At 73.6% G+C, this 19,337-nt stretch carries 14 protein-coding genes; 9 read left to right on the top strand and 5 right to left on the bottom strand.

Annotated features, from left to right (window positions below; translation table 11 throughout):
* Window positions 1-33: 33 nt before the first annotated feature.
* From cofD to Sfr03f_RS00095, 3 genes are read left to right on the top strand one after another with little or no spacing between them, the layout of a single operon-like run.
* Window positions 34-993 carry a 2-phospho-L-lactate transferase gene (gene cofD, locus Sfr03f_RS00085; RefSeq protein ID WP_108951583.1) on the top strand — a complete coding sequence of 320 codons (960 nt, stop codon included), beginning with the start codon at window positions 34-36 and terminating at the stop codon, window positions 991-993.
* On the top strand, window positions 990-2,312 hold the full coding sequence (locus Sfr03f_RS00090; RefSeq protein ID WP_108951584.1) for a coenzyme F420-0:L-glutamate ligase: 1,323 nt from the start codon (window positions 990-992) through the stop codon (window positions 2,310-2,312). Before cofD ends, Sfr03f_RS00090 begins: the two co-directional genes overlap by 4 nt.
* 43 nt (window positions 2,313-2,355) lie before the next feature.
* The gene (locus Sfr03f_RS00095) at window positions 2,356-3,339 is read left to right on the top strand and encodes a DNA-3-methyladenine glycosylase family protein (protein ID WP_108951585.1); all 984 of its coding nucleotides are present in this window, start codon (window positions 2,356-2,358) and stop codon (window positions 3,337-3,339) included.
* Between the two features lie 440 nt (window positions 3,340-3,779).
* On the opposite strand, the gene manB is transcribed toward Sfr03f_RS00095, so the two are convergent.
* Both manB and Sfr03f_RS00105 read right to left on the bottom strand, forming a co-directional pair.
* On the bottom strand, window positions 3,780-4,865 hold the full coding sequence (manB, locus tag Sfr03f_RS00100) for a mannose-1-phosphate guanylyltransferase (RefSeq protein WP_108951586.1): 1,086 nt from the start codon (window positions 4,863-4,865) through the stop codon (window positions 3,780-3,782).
* 139 nt (window positions 4,866-5,004) lie between these two features.
* Entirely contained in the window at window positions 5,005-6,417 is a 1,413-nt protein-coding gene (locus tag Sfr03f_RS00105; RefSeq protein WP_245967310.1) for a peptidoglycan recognition protein family protein, read from the bottom strand.
* Between the two features lie 139 nt (window positions 6,418-6,556).
* On the opposite strand from Sfr03f_RS00105, the gene Sfr03f_RS00110 reads away from it, so the two are divergent.
* The 4 genes from Sfr03f_RS00110 to Sfr03f_RS00125 all read left to right on the top strand — a co-directional run bounded on the left by Sfr03f_RS00110 (window position 6,557) and on the right by Sfr03f_RS00125 (window position 12,531).
* Window positions 6,557-7,312, top strand: a complete 756-nt coding sequence (locus tag Sfr03f_RS00110) for a TIGR03089 family protein (RefSeq protein WP_108951588.1) — start codon at window positions 6,557-6,559, stop codon at window positions 7,310-7,312.
* A gap of 223 nt (window positions 7,313-7,535) precedes the next feature.
* Window positions 7,536-8,675, top strand: coding sequence for an LCP family protein (locus Sfr03f_RS00115; protein ID WP_372514323.1), 1,140 nt, complete (start codon window positions 7,536-7,538; stop codon window positions 8,673-8,675).
* Window positions 8,676-8,944: 269 nt separating this feature from the next.
* Window positions 8,945-10,705: an LCP family protein gene (locus Sfr03f_RS00120; RefSeq protein WP_108951590.1), complete on the top strand. Its 1,761-nt coding sequence runs from the start codon at window positions 8,945-8,947 to the stop codon at window positions 10,703-10,705.
* Between the two features lie 128 nt (window positions 10,706-10,833).
* On the top strand, window positions 10,834-12,531 hold the full coding sequence (locus Sfr03f_RS00125; protein ID WP_108951591.1) for an LCP family protein: 1,698 nt from the start codon (window positions 10,834-10,836) through the stop codon (window positions 12,529-12,531).
* A 160-nt stretch (window positions 12,532-12,691) separates the two neighbouring features.
* Here the strand turns inward: Sfr03f_RS00125 and Sfr03f_RS00130 are convergent, their stop codons facing one another.
* Complete coding sequence (locus Sfr03f_RS00130; RefSeq protein WP_108951592.1) at window positions 12,692-13,726, bottom strand: glycosyltransferase family 2 protein; 1,035 nt, start codon at window positions 13,724-13,726, stop codon at window positions 12,692-12,694.
* A gap of 855 nt (window positions 13,727-14,581) precedes the next feature.
* On the opposite strand from Sfr03f_RS00130, the gene Sfr03f_RS00135 reads away from it, so the two are divergent.
* Window positions 14,582-16,030, top strand: coding sequence for an LCP family protein (locus Sfr03f_RS00135; RefSeq protein WP_435841901.1), 1,449 nt, complete (start codon window positions 14,582-14,584; stop codon window positions 16,028-16,030).
* A gap of 38 nt (window positions 16,031-16,068) precedes the next feature.
* On the opposite strand, the gene Sfr03f_RS00140 is transcribed toward Sfr03f_RS00135, so the two are convergent.
* Window positions 16,069-16,620, bottom strand: coding sequence for an acyl-CoA thioesterase (locus tag Sfr03f_RS00140; protein ID WP_108951906.1), 552 nt, complete (start codon window positions 16,618-16,620; stop codon window positions 16,069-16,071).
* Between the two features lie 132 nt (window positions 16,621-16,752).
* Here Sfr03f_RS00140 and Sfr03f_RS00145 point away from each other — a divergent pair, with 132 nt between their 5' ends.
* Window positions 16,753-18,009 carry an LCP family protein gene (locus Sfr03f_RS00145; RefSeq protein WP_108951593.1) on the top strand — a complete coding sequence of 419 codons (1,257 nt, stop codon included), beginning with the start codon at window positions 16,753-16,755 and terminating at the stop codon, window positions 18,007-18,009.
* 86 nt (window positions 18,010-18,095) lie between these two features.
* On the opposite strand, the gene Sfr03f_RS00150 is transcribed toward Sfr03f_RS00145, so the two are convergent.
* Window positions 18,096-19,253, bottom strand: coding sequence for an acyl-CoA dehydrogenase (locus Sfr03f_RS00150; protein ID WP_108951594.1), 1,158 nt, complete (start codon window positions 19,251-19,253; stop codon window positions 18,096-18,098).
* Window positions 19,254-19,337 lie beyond the last annotated feature (84 nt).

Consider the following 19,337-nt stretch of genomic DNA (forward strand, 5'->3'; position numbering starts at 1 on the left):
GGTCGCCGGGGCACGCCTGCGAGACTGGGGCCCATGCGCATTGTGGTTCTGGCAGGCGGCATCGGCGGTGCCCGGTTCCTGCGTGGTCTGAAGGCGGCGGCGCCCGAGGCGGACGTCACCGTGATCGGCAACACCGGGGACGACATCCACCTCTTCGGGCTGAAGGTCTGCCCGGACCTCGACACGGTGATGTACACCCTGGGCGGCGGCATCAACGAGGAGCAGGGCTGGGGAAGGACCGACGAGACCTTCCACGTCAAGGAGGAACTCAACGCCTACGGCGTGGGCCCCGACTGGTTCGGGCTCGGTGACCGCGACTTCGCCACGCACATCGTCCGCACCCAGATGCTGGAGGCCGGCTACCCGCTGAGCGCGGTCACCGAGGCGCTGTGCGACCGGTGGAAGCCCGGCGTGCGGCTGATCCCGATGTCCGACGACCGGGTGGAGACCCATGTCGCGGTGACGGTGGACGGCGAGCGGCGTGCGGTGCACTTCCAGGAGTACTGGGTGCGGTTGCGGGCCTCGGTCCCGGCGGAGGCGATCGTGCCGGTCGGCGCGGAGCAGTCCAAGCCCGCGCCCGGCGTGCTCGAGGCGATCGCCGGGGCCGACGTGATCCTCTTCCCGCCGTCCAACCCGGTCGTCTCGGTCGGCACCATCCTCGCCGTGCCCGGGATCCGCGAGGCGGTCGCCGAGGCCGGGGTGCCGGTGGTGGGGCTCTCCCCCATCGTCGGCGGCGCCCCCGTGCGCGGGATGGCCGACAAGGTGCTGGCGGCGGTGGGCGTGGAGGCCACGGCCGCGGCGGTCGCCGAGCACTACGGCTCGGGGCTGCTGGACGGCTGGCTGGTCGACACCGTCGACGCCGGCGCGGTGGAGCGGGTGGAGGCGGCGGGCATCCGCTGCCGGGCCGTGCCGCTGATGATGACGGACCTGGACGCCACCGCGGCGATGGCCCGCGAGGCGCTGGCGCTCGCCGAGGAGGTGCGGGAGGCGTGAGCGGTGAGCAGCCGGACGGGCGGCCCGAATTCCGGGTGTGGGCGGTCGAAGGGCTCCCCGAGATCCAGGAGGGCGACGACCTCGCCAAGCTGATCGCCGCCGCGGAGCCCGGCCTGGCGGACGGCGACGTGGTCCTGGTCACCTCCAAGGTCGTCTCCAAGGCGGAGGGCCGGATCATGGCGGCCGCCGACCGGGAGGCCGCCATCGACGCGGAGACGGTCCGGGTGGTCGCCCGGCGCGGCACGCTGCGGATCGTGGAGAACCGGCAGGGGCTGGTGATGGCCGCGGCCGGCGTGGACGCCTCCAACACCCCCGCCGGGACGGTCCTGCTGCTGCCCGAGGACCCCGACGCGTCGGCGCGCGCGATCCGGGAGGGCCTGCGGGCCGCGCTCGGCGTCCGGGTCGGCGTGGTCGTCACCGACACCTTCGGACGGCCGTGGCGCAACGGGCTCACCGACGTCGGCATCGGCGCGGCCGGGGTGCGGGTGCTGGACGACCTGCGGGGCGGGACCGACGCGTTCGGCAACCCGCTGTCCGCCACGGTGGTCGCCCTCGCGGACGAGCTCGCGGCGGCGGGCGACCTGGTCAAGGGCAAGGCCGCCGGGCGGCCGGTGGCCGTGGTGCGCGGGCTCCCCGACCTCGTCGGCGACCAGGACGACGCCGCGGGGGCGCGGGCGCTGGTGCGGTCGGCGCGGGACGACATGTTCCGGCTGGGCACCTCCGAGGCGGTGCGGGAGGCCGTCGCGCAGCGGCGCACCGTGCGGGCGTTCACCGACGAGCCGGTCGACCCCGGGGCGGTGCGCAGGGCCGTCGCGTCGGCGGTGACCGCGCCCGCGCCGCACCACACGACGCCGTGGCGGTTCGTGCTGCTGGAGAGCGAGGAGTCGCGGACCCGGTTGCTGGACGCGATGAAGGACGCCTGGATCGCCGACCTGCGGCGGGACGGCAAGAGCGAGGAGTCGATCGCCAGGCGGGTGCGGCGCGGGGACGTGCTGCGCAACGCGCCGTACCTGGTGGTGCCCTGCCTGGTCATGGACGGCTCGCACCACTACGGCGACGCCCGGCGGGACGGGGCGGAGCGGGAGATGTTCGTCGTCGCCATGGGCGCGGGCGTGCAGAACTTCCTGGTCGCGCTGGCCGGGGAACGGCTGGGGTCGGCCTGGGTGTCGTCCACCATGTTCTGCCGCGACGTGGTGCGGGACGTGCTGGACCTGCCCGAGGGCTGGGACCCGATGGGAGCGGTCGCGGTCGGGCATCCGGCCGGCGAGCCGCGGGCGCGGGCGGAGCGGGACGCGGAGACCTTCCTCACCGTGCGCTGACACCGCCTCGGGCCGGGGCGGGGCGGCCCGTACCCTCGGGGGCATGGCAGGACGTTTCGCGCCGCGGGCGCCCCGGGGCGGCGGTGTCCCCCGGCAGGCCGGGGTTCCCGGCGCCGTGCGGGAAGTGGTCCCGGACGGACCGGTCGACCTCCCGCTGGTGCTCGGGGTGCTGCGGCGCGGGGCCGGCGACCCGTCGTTCCGGATCACCCCGGACGGCGCGGTGTGGCGGGCCACCCGCACGCCGCTGGGGCCCGGCACGCTCCGCGTCACCGCGCGGCCCTCGCTGGGCACGGTGCGCGGCGAGGCCTGGGGCCCGGGCGCGCGGTGGCTGCTGGAAGGACTGCCGGGCCTGGTCGGCATGGAGGACGACCCCTCGGTGTTCGTGCCGCACCACCCGCTGCTGGCGCTGACCGCCCGCCGCGTGCCGGGGCTGCGGCTGACGCGGACGGGGCTGGTGCTGGAGTCGCTGATCCCCTCGGTGCTGGAGCAGAAGGTCACCGCCGACGAGGCCTACCGGGGGTGGCGGCGGCTGCTCCAGGCGTTCGGGGAGCCCGCGCCCGGCCCCGCCCCGGAGGGGATGCGCGTGATGCCGCACCCGCGGGCGTGGGCGCTGGTGCCGTCCTGGGAGTGGCACCGCGCCGGGGTCGACGACAAGCGGGCGGCGACGATCCTGCGGGCGGTGCGGGTCTTCGAGCGGATGGAGGAGGCCGCGGCGATGCCGCCCGAGGCGGCCCGGGCCCGGCTGGAGGTGCTGCCCGGCATCGGGCCGTGGACCTCGGCGGAGGTGGTGCAGCGCTCCCACGGCGCCGCGGACGCGGTGACCACCGGCGACCTGCACCTGCCGGGCATCGTCGGGCACGCGCTGGCCGACGACCGGGACGCCGACGACGCGGCGATGCTGCGGCTGCTGGAGCCGTACGCGGGGGCCGGCCAGCGTCACCGGGCCGCCCGGCTCGTCCTGCTCAGCGGGCGGACGCCGGCGCGGCGGGCGCCGCGAATGCGGCGGGGCGACATCAGCGTCTGGTGACGCCCGGGGCCGTCACGGGAGCGGCCGCCGCGATCCGCGCGCCCGCAAGACGGTCACGTGAGCCGGCAGCCCCCAGGGACGGTCGCGCGGGCCCGCGAAGGGCGGGACCCTCGCGCAGGCCCGCGAGAGACGGCACTGTCGTGCGGGCTCGCGAGGCACGGGACAGGCCCGCAGGCCCGCGAGGAACGGCACGGTCGGCACGGGCCGCGAGGGAAGTGACAGGCACGGGGACGCGAGGGACAGGCCCGTCGCGCGGGCCCGCGAGGCACGGAGACGGTCGGCGCGGGCCCGCGAAAGTAATAACAGGGCACGCAGGCGCGAGGGACGGCACCGTCGCCCAGGCCCGTGAGAACACGGCACCGTCGCGCAGGCGCGTGAGGAGCCGGGGCGGAACGCCCGGGGGAACCCGGCGGTCCCCCGGGGGTTCAGGGCGGCGGGGGTCAGGCCACGTCGGAGGAGAAGCGCACCGCGCCCGCCGGGATGCGCGCGTCGCACCAGATCCGCGTCCCGGCCCGCAGCTCGTTGTCGGGGCCGACGAACGCGCCGTCGCCGATCACCGCGCCGGTGAGGACCGTGCGCTCCCCGACGTGTGCGCGGGCGCCGACCAGGGAGTCGGTGATGACCGCGCCGGGCCGGACCACCGCGCCGGGCAGGATGGTCGAGCCGCTGATCCGCGCGCCACCGGCGACCCGCGCGCCCTCGCCGACCACGGTGCCGCCCGTGAGCTTGGCGTCGGCGGCCACCACCGCCGACGGCAGGACCAGCCGGTCGCCGCAGCGGCCGGGCACCGCGGGCGACGGGGCGCGGCCGAGGACCAGGTCGGCCGAGCCGCGGACGAAGGCCTCGGGGGTGCCGAGGTCCAGCCAGTAGGTGGAGTCGACCATGCCCTGCAGGTGGGCGCCCGCGGCGAGCAGGTCGGGGAAGGTCTCACGCTCGACGGAGACCGGCCGCCCCGCCGGGATGGTGTCGATCACCGAGCGCCGGAAGACGTAGCACCCGGCGTTGATCTGGTCGGTGACGATCTCCTCGGGCGTCTGCGGCTTCTCCAGGAACGCCGTCACCCGGCCCGTGGCGTCGGTCGGGACCAGCCCGTAGGCGCGCGGGTCGGCGACCCGGGTGAGGTGGAGGGAGACGTCCGCCCCGCCGGCGGCGTGGGTGCGGACCAGGGCGCGGATGTCGAGGCCGGTGAGGATGTCGCCGTTGAAGACGAGGACGGGCTCGTCGGCGCCGGATCTCAGCCGGGTCGCCGCGTTGCGGATGGCGCCGCCGGTGCCCAGCGGCTCCCGCTCGGTGACGTACTCCAGGTGCAGGCCCAGCGCGGAGCCGTCGCCGAAGTGCGGCTCGAACACCTCGGCAAGGTAGGACGTGGCGAGCACCACGTGTTCCACGCCCGCCGCGGCGGCCCGGGCCAACTGGTGCGTGAGGAACGGCACCCCGGCCGCGCGGACCATGGGCTTCGGCGTGTTCACCGTCACCGGGCGCAGCCGGGTGCCCTTGCCGCCGACCAGGAGGATCGCTTCTGTCACCTGTCGTCTCTGCTTCCTGCCGGGACCGGCCGCTCGTGATGTCGGCCGGCCAGTGTACGCAGACCGTTCGATGGCTGTGCGAGCGTCAGGGGCCGGCCGGCCCCCGGCCGTGGGCCGGGGGTTCGCCCCTGCCCCGGCGTCAACGCCCCTGGTAGCGGGCCGAGGTCGTCCGGGCCGTGCCGAGCTTGCTGTAGAGGCGACCGCCCGGACAGCTCGTGGCGAATCCGTCCCGGTGCCCGGAGATGGTGTTCAGCCGTACATTCTTGCCTTTTCGGTAGCGGTTGCCACCGCCCGACGTCAGATAGGTCTTGCCCTTCGGGTTCATGCCGTGCAGGCCGAGCTTCCACGCCGTCAGGCGGGCGATCCCGCGCACGGCCTTCGCGGAGGGCTTGGTGTAGCCGAAGCTGCCGATCACGGCGACGCCCATGCTGTTGCTGTTGAAGCCCAGCGTGTGGGCGCCCATCACGGGGCGGGCGACGCCGCCCGCGCGGCCCTCGTAGATCTTGCCGCACTTGTCGACGAGGAAGTTGTAGCCGATGTCCCGCCAGCCCATGCTGCCCACGTGGTAGCGGTAGATACTGCGGATGACCGAGGGTGCCTGGGCGCAGGTGTACCCGTTGCCGGTCGCGGTGTGGTGCACGAAGGCCACCTTCACCTTGCTGGTGTACACGAACCCCTGCTCGCGCAGGCCCTCGTTCGCCTTCCAGCCCTTGCGGGTGACGATCGCGGGCCGCGGGCCGATGTACGGGGCGGCCAGGGGCTCGTCCACCACGTCCCCGGCGGCCGGTGCGGGCGCCTCCTGCTCCGGGGTGGCGTCCGGGTCGGGGGTGACGGCGCGCAGCGCCACGGCCTCCCGTCGGGTCTCCGCGCGGCTCAGTGCGGGCAGGACCTCCGGTCCGCGTCCGGCCGGAGCCCCGGGCAGGCCGCCGGACCGGGCCGGGGCGCCCGCGCGGCCGACCGGGGCCGCCGCGGAACCGTCGCCCGGGTCGACCAGTTCGGCCCGCAGCCCCGACGGGAGCGCGGGGAGCGCTCCGCCCTCCGCGTGCGCGTCCGCCTCGGGCCCGGTGCGCACCTCCACGCCGTCGGAGGCGCCGACCCAGAGCGGGGCGGTGCCGCCACGGGCCGCCTTCTCGGCGGTGCCGGGGTCGGCGCCGTGCTCGGAGGTGTGGGTCTCCAGGTCCTTCCAGTCGCTCCACCCGCCGGTCGCGGCGGCGCGGGTGCGGACCTGGACCCGGCCGTGGAACTCGGCGTCCGGGTCGTCCCAGACCACGCCGACGAGGGAGAACGGCCGCACGTGCTGCCGGACGAGGCCCCGCTCGGCCCGGTCCGGGGCGGCGCCGGCGGCCCGGCGGCCGGCGAGGGGGGCGAGGGGCAGCGACTGGGTGGAGCCGGCGTCCTGCGTCTCCGCCGCGACGGCGCGGGGGGCGGGTCCGCCCGCCATGGCGGGGGCCGCCGCCACCACGGCGAGCGGAACGACCAGCGTGGTCGCACAGGTGATGCCCAGTGAGGAGGTGAAGGGGGAGGCGAATGTGGAAGAGAGGAGTCCGCGCATACCCCCGATCCTGAACATAATCGGACATTCTTGTCCATCGTTCTCCTGACGGCCTGTCGGGCGTCGTTCCGCCGAACCGGTTGCGCCGACCCGTCTCCGGCACCCCGGCGGCCTCCTCGCGGCGCGTAGGCTTGGGCCCGTGAACGCCACCGATCGCACCCCCGCCGACCTGCTGCGTTCCGCGCTCGCCGCGGACGCCGCGCGCCCCCTGGTGACCTTCTACGACGACGCCACCGGTGAGCGCGTCGAACTCTCCGTCGCCACCTTCGCCAATTGGGTGGCCAAGACGGCGAACTACCTCCAGGACGAGTTGTCCGCCGAGCCGGGCGACCGGGTGGCGCTGCTGCTGCCCGGACACTGGCAGACGGCCGTCTGGCTGATGGCCTGTCACTCCGTCGGCGTGGTCGCGGCTCCGGGCGGCGACCCGGGCGCGGCGGACCTGGTCGTCTCCGGGCCGGACACACTGGAGGCCGCCCGGGCCTGCTCCGGCGAGCGGATCGCGCTCGCGCTGCGGCCGCTCGGCGGGCGTTTCCCCCAGCCCCCTGCGGGCTTCCGCGACTACGCCCTCGAAGTGCCGGGGATGGGCGACCGGTTCGCGCCCTACGCGCCGGTCGACCCGGAGGAGCCCGCGCTGGTCGTCGCCGGCCGGGAGTTCAGCGGCGCCGAACTGGTCGAGCGGGCAGGGGCCGAGGCCCCCGGCCTCGGGCTGACCGGGCCCACCTCACGGATCCTCAGCGCGCTGCCCTACGACACCTGGGCGGGCGTCGCGGCGGGTCTGTACGCGCCGCTGGCGATCGGCGGCTCGGTGGTCCTGTGCCGCAACCTCGACCAGCTCTCCGACGAGGCCCTCGCCAAGCGGGTGGACTCCGAGCGGGTCACGGCGACGGCACGCTGAACCGGGGGCGCGGGGCGCGGCCACGGCGACGGCGCGCCCTGCCGCCCGGTTCTGCGGGGCGTCCCCGCGGCCCGGCCCCGGGGCGCGGCCGTGAGGTGCGGCCGTGAGGTGCGGCCGTGAGGTGCGCCCGTGAGGTGCGCCCGTGAGGGCGAAGTTGTCACTCACCCGGCCGCACCGGCGGGAGAGGGTCGCGCCGGACGGGCATGGCACCGGGGTGCCGCCCGTGTCGTCGCCCACCCCGTCCCGCCGTCGCCGGCTCCGGATCGCCGTCGTCACCCTCGGCACGCTCACGGCCGTGCTGCTGATCGCCGCTGTGCTGGCCGGCTGGGCCGCCTACAGCCGGCTCAGCGAGAACGTCACCTCCGACGACGCGACCGCCGCCGAGCTCGCCCGGCACGCCGCGGAGCGGCCGAAGCGGCTGGCCCCCGACGCGCGCAACGTGCTGCTGATCGGCTCCGACACCCGCTCCGGCAAGGGCAACACCCGCTACGGCCCGAACCTGGGCGGCGAGCGCTCCGACACCACGATCCTGCTGCACCTGGCCGGCGACCGGGACAGCGCCGTCGCCGTCTCCCTGCCGCGCGACCTGATGGTGCGCGTCCCCGCCTGCCGTGACCGCGACGGCCGCGGCACCACGGCGGCCCGCCTCGCCCAGTTCAACAGCGCCTTCTCCACGGGCGGCCCGGCCTGCACGATCCGCACCGTGGAGAAGATGACCGGGGTGCGCGTGGACCACCACATGGTGATCGACTTCCACGGCTTCAAGGAGATGGTGGACGCCGTCGACGGCGTCGACATGTGCCTGGCCGGGCCGGTGCGGGACAAGGCGGCGAAGCTGGACCTCCCGGCCGGGCGGGTCACCCTGGACGGCGAGCAGGCCCTCGGCTGGGTCCGCGCCCGCAAGTCCCTCGGCGACGGCAGCGACACCGCGCGGATGGAACGGCAGCAGCGCTTCCTGGGCGCCCTGGTGCAGAAGGTCCGCAGCGACCACGTCCTGTACAACCCGCTGCGGCTCTACCCGGTGCTCCACGCGGCCACCTCCTCGCTGACCACGGACCCGGGTCTGGCGGGGCTGCGCGACCTGTACGGCTTCGTGCGCGAGGTGCGCGGCATCCCCTCCGAGCGGATCCGGTTCACCACCGTGCCGCGCGAGGCGTACCCGGCCGACCCCAACCGCGACCGGCTCCTGCAGCCGGCCGCCGGCCGCCTCTTCCGGCTGCTGCGCCACGACCGCCCGGTGCCCGTCGCGGCGCCGACCGCCACCGCCCGCACGGGCGCCGTCGACGCGTCCGGCGTCCCCGCGGCGCCCGGCCCCTCGCCCTCGTTCAGCGGCAGGACCGCCGCGGAGGACCCCTGCCGGTGAACGACGGCCCACGCGGGCCGAAACACTTCCTTATGCCCGGCGTACCGCAGGTAAAACCATGGCCAAGGCGTCGCGCAGAGGTAACAGAATGGGGCAGATTGCCCGGTTGTAGGGAAGTGGAATGTGTCACCGTCGTCGCTGCGCGCCGTTGCGGGCGGATAGTGTGAGCGATCCGGTGCCCCGGCCAGGGTCCGCCCCGCTGTCGGCACCATGACGAGACCCCGCGCCTGGGGGAAGGCGCCGTGGCCCCGACGGAGGATTCAACAACCGTGGACGCGCATGGCCGTGGACGGGCGGACAACATCGATCCCGCCGACCAGTGGGTGCTCAACCCGCAGACCGGCGAGTACGAACTGCGACTGAGCAGTGCCGTTCCGCAGTCGGCGCCACCGCCGGTGCCGGGTCCGCGCCGCCCCGCTCCCCGCGAGGAGGGCACGCCGCGCGAGCGCACCTCCCACGAGGCCGGCTACAGCCGTGAGGCCCCCGCGCGTCCGCGTCCGGGCCGCGAGGTGCCGCCGCCGCGCAGGCGGCGCGGCGAGCCGGAGGAGCCGGAGACCGGCCGCCGCCGGGGCCGCCCGAAGAAGAAGAGCAAGGCCAGGAAGATCCTCGCCTGGACCGGCGGATCGCTGGCCTTCGTGATCCTCGCGACCTCGGGCTACGGCTACTGGTACATCAAGGACCTCGAGGACAACATCCAGAAGACCAACTGCGGCGACGCCTGCTCCGACGGGTTCGCCAAGGACGAGGCCTTCAACCTCCTGATCATCGGCACCGACAAGCGCACCGGCAGCGGCAACAAGGGTTACGGCGACAAGAACAGCGTCGGCCACGCCGACACCACGCTGCTGCTGCACGTGGCCGAGGACCGCAGCAACGCCACGGTGCTGAGCATCCCGCGCGACCTCGTGATCGACATCCCGGACTGCGAGACCGTCTCGCAGGACGGCACCAGCAAGATCGTGCCGGGCACCCCGAACACCCGCTTCAACGAGAGCCTCGGGCAGGGCGGCCGCAACGCGGGCTGCACCGCGAAGACCATCAAGGAAGTCACGGGCATCAAGGTCGACCACTTCATGGTCGCCGACTTCAACGCCGTGAAGACGCTGACCGCGGCCATCGAAGGCGTCGAGGTGTGCGTCGAGAAGGCGGTCGACGACCCGAAGTCGCACCTGAAGCTGCCCGCCGGCAAGTCGACCATCGAGGGCGAGCAGGCCCTCGCCTTCCTGCGCACCCGCTACAGCTTCGGCAACTCGGGCGACCTGGACCGGATCAAGGCCCAGCAGGCCTTCCTCGCCTCGATGATGCGGAAGATGTCCTCCGGCGACACCCTCAAGAGCCCCACCAAGCTCAACAACCTGGCGCAGGCCGCGACCAAGGCCCTCGAGGTCGACGAGGCGATCGGCTCGGTCTCGGTGCTCAAGGACATCGCGCTGGAGATCAAGAAGGTCAACCCGAAGAACATGTCCTTCGTGACGGTTCCGGTCGTCGACAACCCGGCCGAGCCGACCCCGGTCACCGTGGTGCCCAACCCGGCCAAGGCCCCGGAGGTCTTCGGCCTGATCCGCGAGGACGTCTCCTTCACCGAGGTGAAGAAGGAGAAGCAGAAGAAGAAGGACGCCGACGCCGCCCGCCTCAAGGGCTCCAAGGCCGACGCCGCCGACGTGCGGGTCCAGGTCTTCAACGGCGGCGCCAAGGCGGGCTCCGCCTCGGCGACCCTGACCTGGCTGCAGAACGACCAGGGCGTCCTCAAGTCGGACAACGGCGGCAACGCCGACGCGACGCAGGCGAGGACGACGCTCGAGTACGCCCCGGACCAGGCCGACCAGGCCCGCGCGCTGGCCGCGATGATGGGGCTCCCGGGCTCGGCGCTCAAGGAGGGGGAGAGCGCCACCAACGCCCAGGGCATGCCGACCATGACGCTGGTCCTGGGTGAGGACTTCAAGGGGGCGGGCGTGCCGCTGACCGCGCCGGAGAAGGCGCCGGACGACATCGACAAGTCCACGGCCGACAAGGTCCAGTGCGCCAAGTAGCGCACGTCACAGTCGAGTTACCGAAACACACGGCACGAAGCACGCAACGAAAAGGCCGCCTCGCGCATCTCACAGGTGAGACGCGCGGGGCGGTCCCGTAGGCGAGCGAGGACAGGGGGAGGGGCACGATGGCACAGACGCGTGTGCGCGGCGAGGGCCGGCGCCGCCGCTCTGCGGGGGACGCAGCCGACCTGGGGTGGGACGACAGCCTGTACGGGGCCGACCGCACCGAGGACGGACCGCTCGGCGAGGACGGGGACCGCTCCGACACGTCCCCGCGGGACGCCGGCCGGCACGGCGGCGGTGGTGGCCGCGGCAGCCGTAGACGCGGCAGCGGCGGGGGAAGAGGCCGCGTCCTGCGCTGGACGGGGCTGACGCTCGCCTTTCTGCTGGTCGGCACGGGCGTGGCGGGTTACCTGTACTACCAGCACCTCAACGGCAACATCAGGACCGATGCCCGCGCCGGCGGGAAGTCGCACGCCAAGAAGACCAAGCCCAACGCGGCCGGCCAGACTCCGCTGAACATCCTGATCATGGGGTCCGACGACCGCAACGACCCGCGGAACCTGAAGCTGGGCGGCAGCAAGGACAACGTCGGCCAGAAGCCCCGCGCCGACGTGCAGATGCTCCTCCACATATCGGCGGACCGTAAGAACGCCTCGATGGTGAGCATCCCGCGCGACACCATGGTGAAGATCCCCGAGTGCCGCGACGCCGAGGACGGCACGGTCTACCCGGCGGACTACGACATGATCAACTCCACGCTGCAGCGCGGCGGCCCCGGCTGCACGCTGTCGACCTGGGAGAACCTCACCGGGGTCTACATCGACCACTGGATCGTCATCGACTTCATCGGCGTGGTGGAGATGACGAACGCCATCGGCGGCGTTCCCGTCTGCGTCGAGGAGAACGTCTGGGACCGGTCGACGGCCATGCAGCGCGGCGGCTCCGGGCTGAAGCTCAAGGCCGGTACGCGCCCCATCAAGGGCAAGCAGGCGCTGCAGTGGCTGCGCACCCGGCACGCCTGGGGCAGCGACCCGATGCGTGCCAAGGCTCAGCAGATGTACATGAACTCGATGATGCGCGAGCTGCAGAGCAAGAGCATCTTCACCGACACCGGCGAACTGAGGAGACTCGCGGAGGCCGCCACCAAGGCGCTGAAGGTCTCCGAGGAGATCGGCACCGTCGCCAAGCTGGCCGACCTGGCGCTGGAGCTGAAGGACGTCCCGGTCAACCGGATCACCACGACCACGATGCCCAACGTCCCGTGGCCCCAGGACAACAACCGGCTGATACCCAAGCAGGGCGACGCCGACCAGCTGTGGGCGATGCTCCAGGACGACGTGCCCTTCGACAGCAACGGCAAGAAGAAGGGCGCGGACACCGGCCCCAAGGACGAGGCCGCCCCCGACGGGGAGATCGCCGTCCGGGTCCGCAACGGCACGGCCGACGAGACGCTCGGCCCCGTGTCGGGCCGCGCCCTGACGATCAAGGACACGCTGGTGGGCGAGGGCTTCGAGCTTGCCGCGGTGGACGAGGCCGCGGCGGATCCCGCCAAGCGGACCGTGGTGCAGTACCCGAGCGCCGACCTCAAGGGCGACGCCCTGCGGGTCGCCACGTCGCTGGGCATCCCCGCCGCCTCGGTGAAGAAGTCCTCCGCGGTGGACGGCGTGACGCTGACGGTGGGCGGCGACTGGCGCGAGGGCACCAGCTACCCCAAGGAGAAGGTGCTGGAGGAGGGCAGGCTCCCCGACAGCGCGGGCGCGCAGAACGGCGCCGACACGAAGCAGTGCATGCCGGTCGCCGAGAAGATCTACACCTGGTAGTCGCCCGGTCCGGTGGGCGCCCGGCCTGGTAGTCGCCCGGCCTGGTGGGCGCCCGGCCCGGTGGGCGCCTGGCCGCGCTGCCAACGGCGGAGGGCCCCGGTCGCATCGACCGGGGCCCTCCGCCGTTGGAGTGCGGGACGTGCGGGGATGTGGCGGCGCGTCAGTCGGCGGCCGGGGTGAGCACGGCCGGGCGGCGGGAGGCGATGACCTTGCGGGCCAGCGACTTCGGGCTGGTCAGGAAGCCCCAGCCCCAGGACATGTGCATGGTGGCCAGCGCGACCGGGATCTGCAGCCGCGCCTTGAGCGGGAGGCCCTTGCCGGCCGGGACGGACCCGGCCACGATCGCGGCCAGGTAGCCGCCGGGCACCAGCAGCGCCCACGGGGTGAGCGCGACGCCCGCGACCAGGCCCGCGGCGATGGCACACACGGCGGTCGGCGGGGCGAGGTAGCGCAGGTTGATGGAACCCTGGTGGTAGCGGGCCACCACGTGCCGCCAGCGGCCGTAGTCCTTGTACTGCTTGGCGAGCGCCTTCACGCTGGGCCGCGGCCGGTAGGAGACCCGCAGTTCGGGCGAGAACCAGATCAGGCCGCCCGCCTCACGGATCCGGAAGTTGAGCTCCCAGTCCTGGGCGCGGATGAACTCCACGTTGTAGCCGCCCTGCTGCTCCAGCGCCTCACGGCGGAAGACGCCCAGGTAGACCGTCTCCGCCGGGCCGGCCGTGCCACCCGTGTGGAAGGCCGCGTTGCCCACGCCGATCTTCGAGGTCATGGCGGCGGCGACCGCGTGCTCCCAGTCGTTCTCGCCCTCGGCGTGCATGATGCCGCCGACGTTCTGCGCGCCGGTCTCCTCCAGGAGGCGGACGGCGGTGGCGATGTAGTTCGGGGAGAGCATCCCGTGGCCGTCGACGCGGACCACCACGGGGTGGCGGGAGGCGTTGATCGCCGCGTTCAGGGCGGCGGGGGTGCGGCCGGTCGGGTTGGGGACCGTGTGCACCCGCGGGTCCTCGCGGACGAGTTCGGCGGCGATCTCGTCCGTGCGGTCCGTGGAGGGGCCGAGGGCGATCACGACCTCCATCTCGCCCGCGTACTCCTGGGCGAGGATCGCACGGACTGCCTCGCGAAGGTGCCGCTCCTCGTTGAGGACCGGCATGATCACGGACACGGCGGGAAGCTGCGCGGCGGAATTGGCGTTCATCAGGGCTCACGTTACCGCGATCGGGGGACACGGTCGCGCGCCGTCCTGCCTGGGGTCCGGGCTGCAGATCCTATCGGCCTACCGTGCTCACGGAACGGATGCATATGGCCCGTTTACGGAGCCCCCGGCCCTCCCCAGGCCCTCGTGGAGGTGTACCGCCCCATGCCCGCCACACCGCCCCGACCGCCCGAACGACCGGACCCCCGGCGCCGTCGCCCGCAGCCCGGTCCGGTGCCGGGTTCCTCGCCCGCGCCCCGGGTCCCCCGGGGCGGGCGCACCGCCCCCCAGGGGCCCGACTCGCCTGCCGCGTCCCGGGCGGGGACGCCGCGGTCCGGGGCGCCCACGGCCGGTCCCGCCTCACGGGGCGGGTCCTCGCGGGCGGCCGGGCGGCGGTCGGCATCGCCCCGTCCCTCCCGGACGGCCGACGGCTCGCCCGGACGGGACGGCACCCTCCGGGCGAGCGGCGGAGCCGCCGGGCGGGACGGCGGCGGCCGGGGCGGGGACGGCCCGGTGGGTGGCGGCTGGGGCCGGCGGTCCGTGGGCCGTCGGTCCGTGGACGACCGGCCGGTGAGCGGACGACCGGTGGGCGGACGGTCGATGGACCGTCGGCAGGTGAGCGGCCGGTCGATGGACCGTCGGCAGGTGGGTGACCGATCGGTGAACGACCGCGCGATGGACGGTCGGCCGGTGGACCGTCGGCAGGTGGGCGGGCGGGTGGTGGGGCGTTCCGAGGGGAGTTCCGTGGGGCGCGTGCCCCGGGGGCCCCAGGGATCCCGGCGGGACGGCGGGCCGGGTGCAGGCACCGGGCGTCGCGGCTCCGGCCCGGGTTCCGGGTGGGGCTCCGGCGGCGACGGCGTGCCGCCGCGGAAGACGGGCGGCCCCGGTCGCGGCCGGGGCGGGCCCCGGCGGCCCGCGGGACGCCGGCGCGGATGGGGCGGTCGCATGGTGACCGCCCTCTCGGTGACGGTCCTCGCCCTGGCCGGCGTGGGGCACTCGGTCCTGTCCGGGATCGACGACGGCATCGCGCGGATCGATCCGTTCCGCGACATGAAGAACCGCCCGCACGACGGCAACGGCACCAACGTCCTGGTGGTCGGCACGGACGGGCGGGACAAGGTCTCCGCGCAGGCGAGGCGCAAGTACCGCCTCGGGGGCACGCCGTGCCACTGCACGGACACCGTGATGATCGTCCACATCTCCGAGGACCGGGACCGGGCCAGTGTGGTGAGCCTGCCGCGCGACTCGTTCGCGGTGGCGCCCGAGTACACGGAGCCCGCCACCGGCAGGAAACGGGCCGCGCACCCGGTGCGGCTGAACGCCGCCTACGCCGAGGGCGGACCGGAGCTGACCGTGCGGACGGTGGAGAGGATGACCGCCGTGAAGATCGACCACTACGTGGAGGTCGACTTCACCAGCTTCATCCGCACCGTCGACGTGCTGGGCGGGGTGCGGATCTGCACGATCGACCCGCTGAAGGACTCGCACACGGGCCTGGACCTGGCGCCCGGGCAGCACCGGCTGGACGGCGGGCGGGCCCTGCAGTACGTCCGCTCCCGGCACGTGGACGCGGCGTCCGACTTCGGGCGGATGCACCGCCAGCAGCGGTTCCTGGCGGCGCTGATCGAGCAGGCCACCTCCTCCGGGGTGCTGCTCAACCCGGTCAAGCTGCGCGACGTGGCCGGCACGGTCCTGGACTCGGTGCGGGCGGACCGCGGCTTCGGAGCGGGCGTGATGATCGACCTGGGGCGGGCGATGCGGCACTTCTCGCCGTCCTCGTCGGAGTTCACCACGGTGCCGATCGCCGACCGCAGGTACCGGGCCCGGGGCGTCGTCGGCGAGACGCTCAAGTGGGACGAGAGGAAGGCGCGGCGCATCTTCGCCGCGCTGCGCGCCGACCAGCCGCTGGCGCCGCACGTCGCGAAGCGGCCCAAGGCGCTGCGGGTGCCGGTGGCGCCGGAGCAGATCCGGGTCCAGGTGGAGAACGGGACCCTGACGCCCGGACTCGGCAGGCGGGTGGACGCCAGGCTGGCGGCGACGGGGTTCGTGACGACCGGGAGGCCGGTGAACGCGGCGGACCGGGCGGTGCGGCGGACGGTGGTGCTGTACGACCCCCGCTGGGACCGCTCCGCGCGGTCCCTCGCGGCGGCGCTCCCCGGCAGCGAGCTGCGGGCCCGGCCGGGGCTGGGGCCGACGCTGCGGGTCCTGGCGGGGGCCGACTTCCACGGGGTGCGGCGGGTGCGGGCGGAGGACCCCTACCAGGGCGAGGACGGCGTCGTCACGGGCGACCAGGTCGTCTGCGAGTGACCCGGGGAGGCTGAGGCCTTCCCCGCCCGCGCGGGGAGTCAGTCGGCGAGCCCGGCGGCGGTGCGCTGCTCGCGGAGTTCGAGGATGGCGCGCCGCCGCGCCAGCCGGTGGCTGCGGCGGATCTGCGCCTCCTGGCACCGCCGCCGGTCCTGTTCCGTCTCCGGGATCACCGGCGGCACCGGCCGCGGCTTCCCGCCCTCGTCGACCGCCGCGAACACCAGGTACGCCGACCCCACGTGGCTGAGCGGCACGGACTCGTTCCACCGCTCGGTGAGCACCTTCACGCCGATCTCCATCGAGGTGCGCCCCGTCCAGTTCACCTGGGCGCGCACGTGGACCACGTCGCCGACCCGGACCGGCTGGAGGAAGGCCATCTCGTCCATGGACGCGGTGACAGCGGGCCCCTCGGAGTGCCGGCCTGCGACCGCCCCGGCGGCGTCGTCCACCAGTTTCATGATCACACCGCCGTGCACGGTACCCAGGAGGTTGGTGTCGTGGTGGGTCATGATGTGGCTCAGCGTGAGGCGTGAAGCGGACGCGGGCTTGCCCGCGGCTATGCCGGAATCGGAGGTCAGGGCCTGTTCTGTCATGCCCTCCACCTTATGCCGGATCTTTTCCCCCGCCCGATTTGTCCCCGTTCATGTGTCGGGTTCGCAACAGCCGGGCCCCGGGTTTTCCACAGGCCTTCTGGGGGCCCCTTCCGAACGTGCACACTGTCGGTCATGAATGAGTGGCCCCAGGGATGGTCGGAGAACAACCGCGGCGGCAGCGCGGGCGAGCCCGAGCCCGCCCGCGTCATGCGCCAGGTCCGCCGCGAGCCGTCCGGCCCCTACCCGGGCCAGGCTCCGCAGTACGGCGGCAGCGTGCCGCGTCAGCCCGCCTCGCCGCCGTACGAGCCCGCGTACGACAGCGGCTACAACACCGGCCAGGTCTACGGCGGCCAGGGCCAGGGCGGTGGCGGCTACGACGACGGCGGGTACACCGGCGGCTACCGCCAGACCCCGGACTGGGGCCGCAGGATCAAGCGCACGCTGACCACCGTCGTGGTGGCCCTGCTCGTGATCTCGGTCGGCACCTACTTCTGGGCCGACTCCAAGCTCCGCGAAGAGGTCGACCTCTCCAAGGTCATCAGCCGGCCCGAGGAGGGCGACGGCACCAACTACCTGATCGTCGGCTCCGACAGCCGCGACGGGATGTCCGACGAGGACAAGAAGCGCCTGCACACCGGCTCCGCCGACGGCAAGCGCACGGACTCGATGATGATCCTGCACACCGGCAGCAACGGCCCGACGCTGATATCCCTGCCCCGCGACTCCGACGTGGAGCTCCCCGACTTCAAGGGCTCCGAGTCCGGCAAGTCCTACCCGGCCACGGGCCGGCGCATCAAGCTGAACGCCGCGTACTCCATGGACGGCCCCGAGCTGCTCGTGCGCACGGTCGAGTACAACACCGGGCTGCACATCGACCACTACGTGGAGATCGGCTTCGCCGGCTTCGCCAACATCGTGGACGCGGTCGGCGGCGTGGAGATGGACATCCCCAAGGCGTTCAAGGACAAGAACTCCGGCGCCGACTTCGAGGCCGGCAAGCAGACCCTGAACGGCGAGGAGGCGCTGGCCTTCGTCCGCACCCGGTACGCCTTCGCGGGCAGCGACCTGGACCGGACGAAGAACCAGCAGAAGTTCCTCTCCGCGCTCGCCAACCAGGCGGCCACCCCGGGCACGGTCCTCAACCCGTTCCGCCTCTACCCGACGCTGAGCGCGGGCCTGGACACCCTGATCGTCAGCGAGGGCACCGGCCTGTTCGACCTGGCCTCGATGTTCTGGGCGATGAAGGGCGTCACCGGCGGCGAGGGCACGTCGATGAACATGCCGATATCCGGCTCCAGCGGCGGCAACCTGGTCTGGGACAAGGCCAAGGTCAAGAAGCTGGTCGAGCAGCTGAAGAACGACGAGCGGGTCACGGTCAAGGGGAACTGAGTCACTCACCCCCGCGGAACGCCGAAGGGCGCCCCGGCCGTGCGGCCGGGGCGCCCTTCGCGCGTCGCGCGGACGGCTGCGGACGGCTACGGCAGGTTGCGCGCCATGACGATGCGCTGCACCTGGTTGGTGCCCTCGTAGATCTGCGTGATCTTCGCGTCGCGCATCATGCGCTCGACCGGGTAGTCACGGGTGTAGCCGTAGCCGCCCAGCAGCTGCACGGCGTCCGTGGTGACCTCCATGGCGACGTCGGAGGCGAAGCACTTGGCCGCGGCGCCCTGGAAGGTCAGGTCCGCGTCGCCCCGCTCGGACTTCGCGGCGGCCGCGTAGGTCAGCTGGCGGGCGGCCTCGATCTTCATGGCCATGTCCGCGAGCATGAACTGCACGCCCTGGAAGTCGCCGATCGGCTTGCCGAACTGCTTGCGCTCCTGGACGTAGCCCTTGGCGTAGTCCAGCGCGCCCTGGGCGATGCCGAGGGCCTGGGCGGCGATGGTGATGCGGGTGTGGTCCAGCGTCTTCATCGCGGTGGCGAAGCCGGTGCCCTCCGCGCCGATCATGCGGTCGGCGGGGATGCGGACGTTATCGAAGTAGACCTCGCGGGTCGGGGAGCCCTTGATGCCGAGCTTCTTCTCCGGGGCGCCGAAGGAGACGCCCTCGTCGGACTTCTCGACGACGAAGGCGGAGATGCCCTTGGAGCGCTTGGTGGGGTCGGTGACCGCCATCACCGTGTAGAACTCGGACTCGCCGGCGTTGGTGATCCAGCGCTTGACGCCGTTGAGCACCCAGAAGTCGCCGTCGCGCACCGCGCGGGTCTTCATGCCCGCCGCGTCCGAGCCGGCGTCCGGCTCGGAGAGGCAGTAGGAGAAGCCGCCCTGGCCCTTGGCGAGCGGGGTCATGTACTTCTTCTTCAGCTCCTCGGAGCCGGAGAGGATCACCGGCAGCGAGCCCAGCTTGTTGACCGCGGGGATCAGGGAGGACGAGGCGCACACGCGCGCCACCTCCTCGATCACGATCACCGTGGCGAGGGCGTCGGCGCCCGCGCCGCCGTACTCCTCGGGGACGTGCACGGCGTGCAGGTCGTTGGCGACCAGGGCGTCCTGCGCCTCCTGGGGGAAGCGGGCCTCCTCGTCCACCGCCGCGGCGTACGGGGCGATCTTCGCCTCGGCGAGGGCGCGCACCGACTCACGGAGCATGTCGTGCTCCTCGGACGGGCGGTACAGGTCGAAGTCAGCCGATCCGGCCAAGGTCTCTCACGCTCCAAGCGAAGGAAGAAGAGGGGACATTCAGTTAACTACCGTTTAGTAGCCAAATCCTAGGCCGTCTCCTCC

The organism is Streptomyces fragilis (genome assembly GCF_003112515.1).
GTDB lineage: Bacteria > Actinomycetota > Actinomycetes > Streptomycetales > Streptomycetaceae > Streptomyces > Streptomyces fragilis.

Coding starts and splice junctions, on each gene's coding strand:
- Sfr03f_RS00145 (WP_108951593.1), top strand. CDS start 16,753: ATGAATGAGTGGCCCCAGGGATGGTCGGAGAACAACCGCGGCGGCAGC.
- Sfr03f_RS00105 (WP_245967310.1), bottom strand. CDS start 6,417: ATGCGCGGACTCCTCTCTTCCACATTCGCCTCCCCCTTCACCTCCTCA.
- Sfr03f_RS00125 (WP_108951591.1), top strand. CDS start 10,834: ATGGCACAGACGCGTGTGCGCGGCGAGGGCCGGCGCCGCCGCTCTGCG.
- Sfr03f_RS00130 (WP_108951592.1), bottom strand. CDS start 13,726: ATGAACGCCAATTCCGCCGCGCAGCTTCCCGCCGTGTCCGTGATCATG.
- Sfr03f_RS00140 (WP_108951906.1), bottom strand. CDS start 16,620: ATGACAGAACAGGCCCTGACCTCCGATTCCGGCATAGCCGCGGGCAAG.
- cofD (WP_108951583.1), top strand. CDS start 34: ATGCGCATTGTGGTTCTGGCAGGCGGCATCGGCGGTGCCCGGTTCCTG.
- Sfr03f_RS00095 (WP_108951585.1), top strand. CDS start 2,356: ATGGCAGGACGTTTCGCGCCGCGGGCGCCCCGGGGCGGCGGTGTCCCC.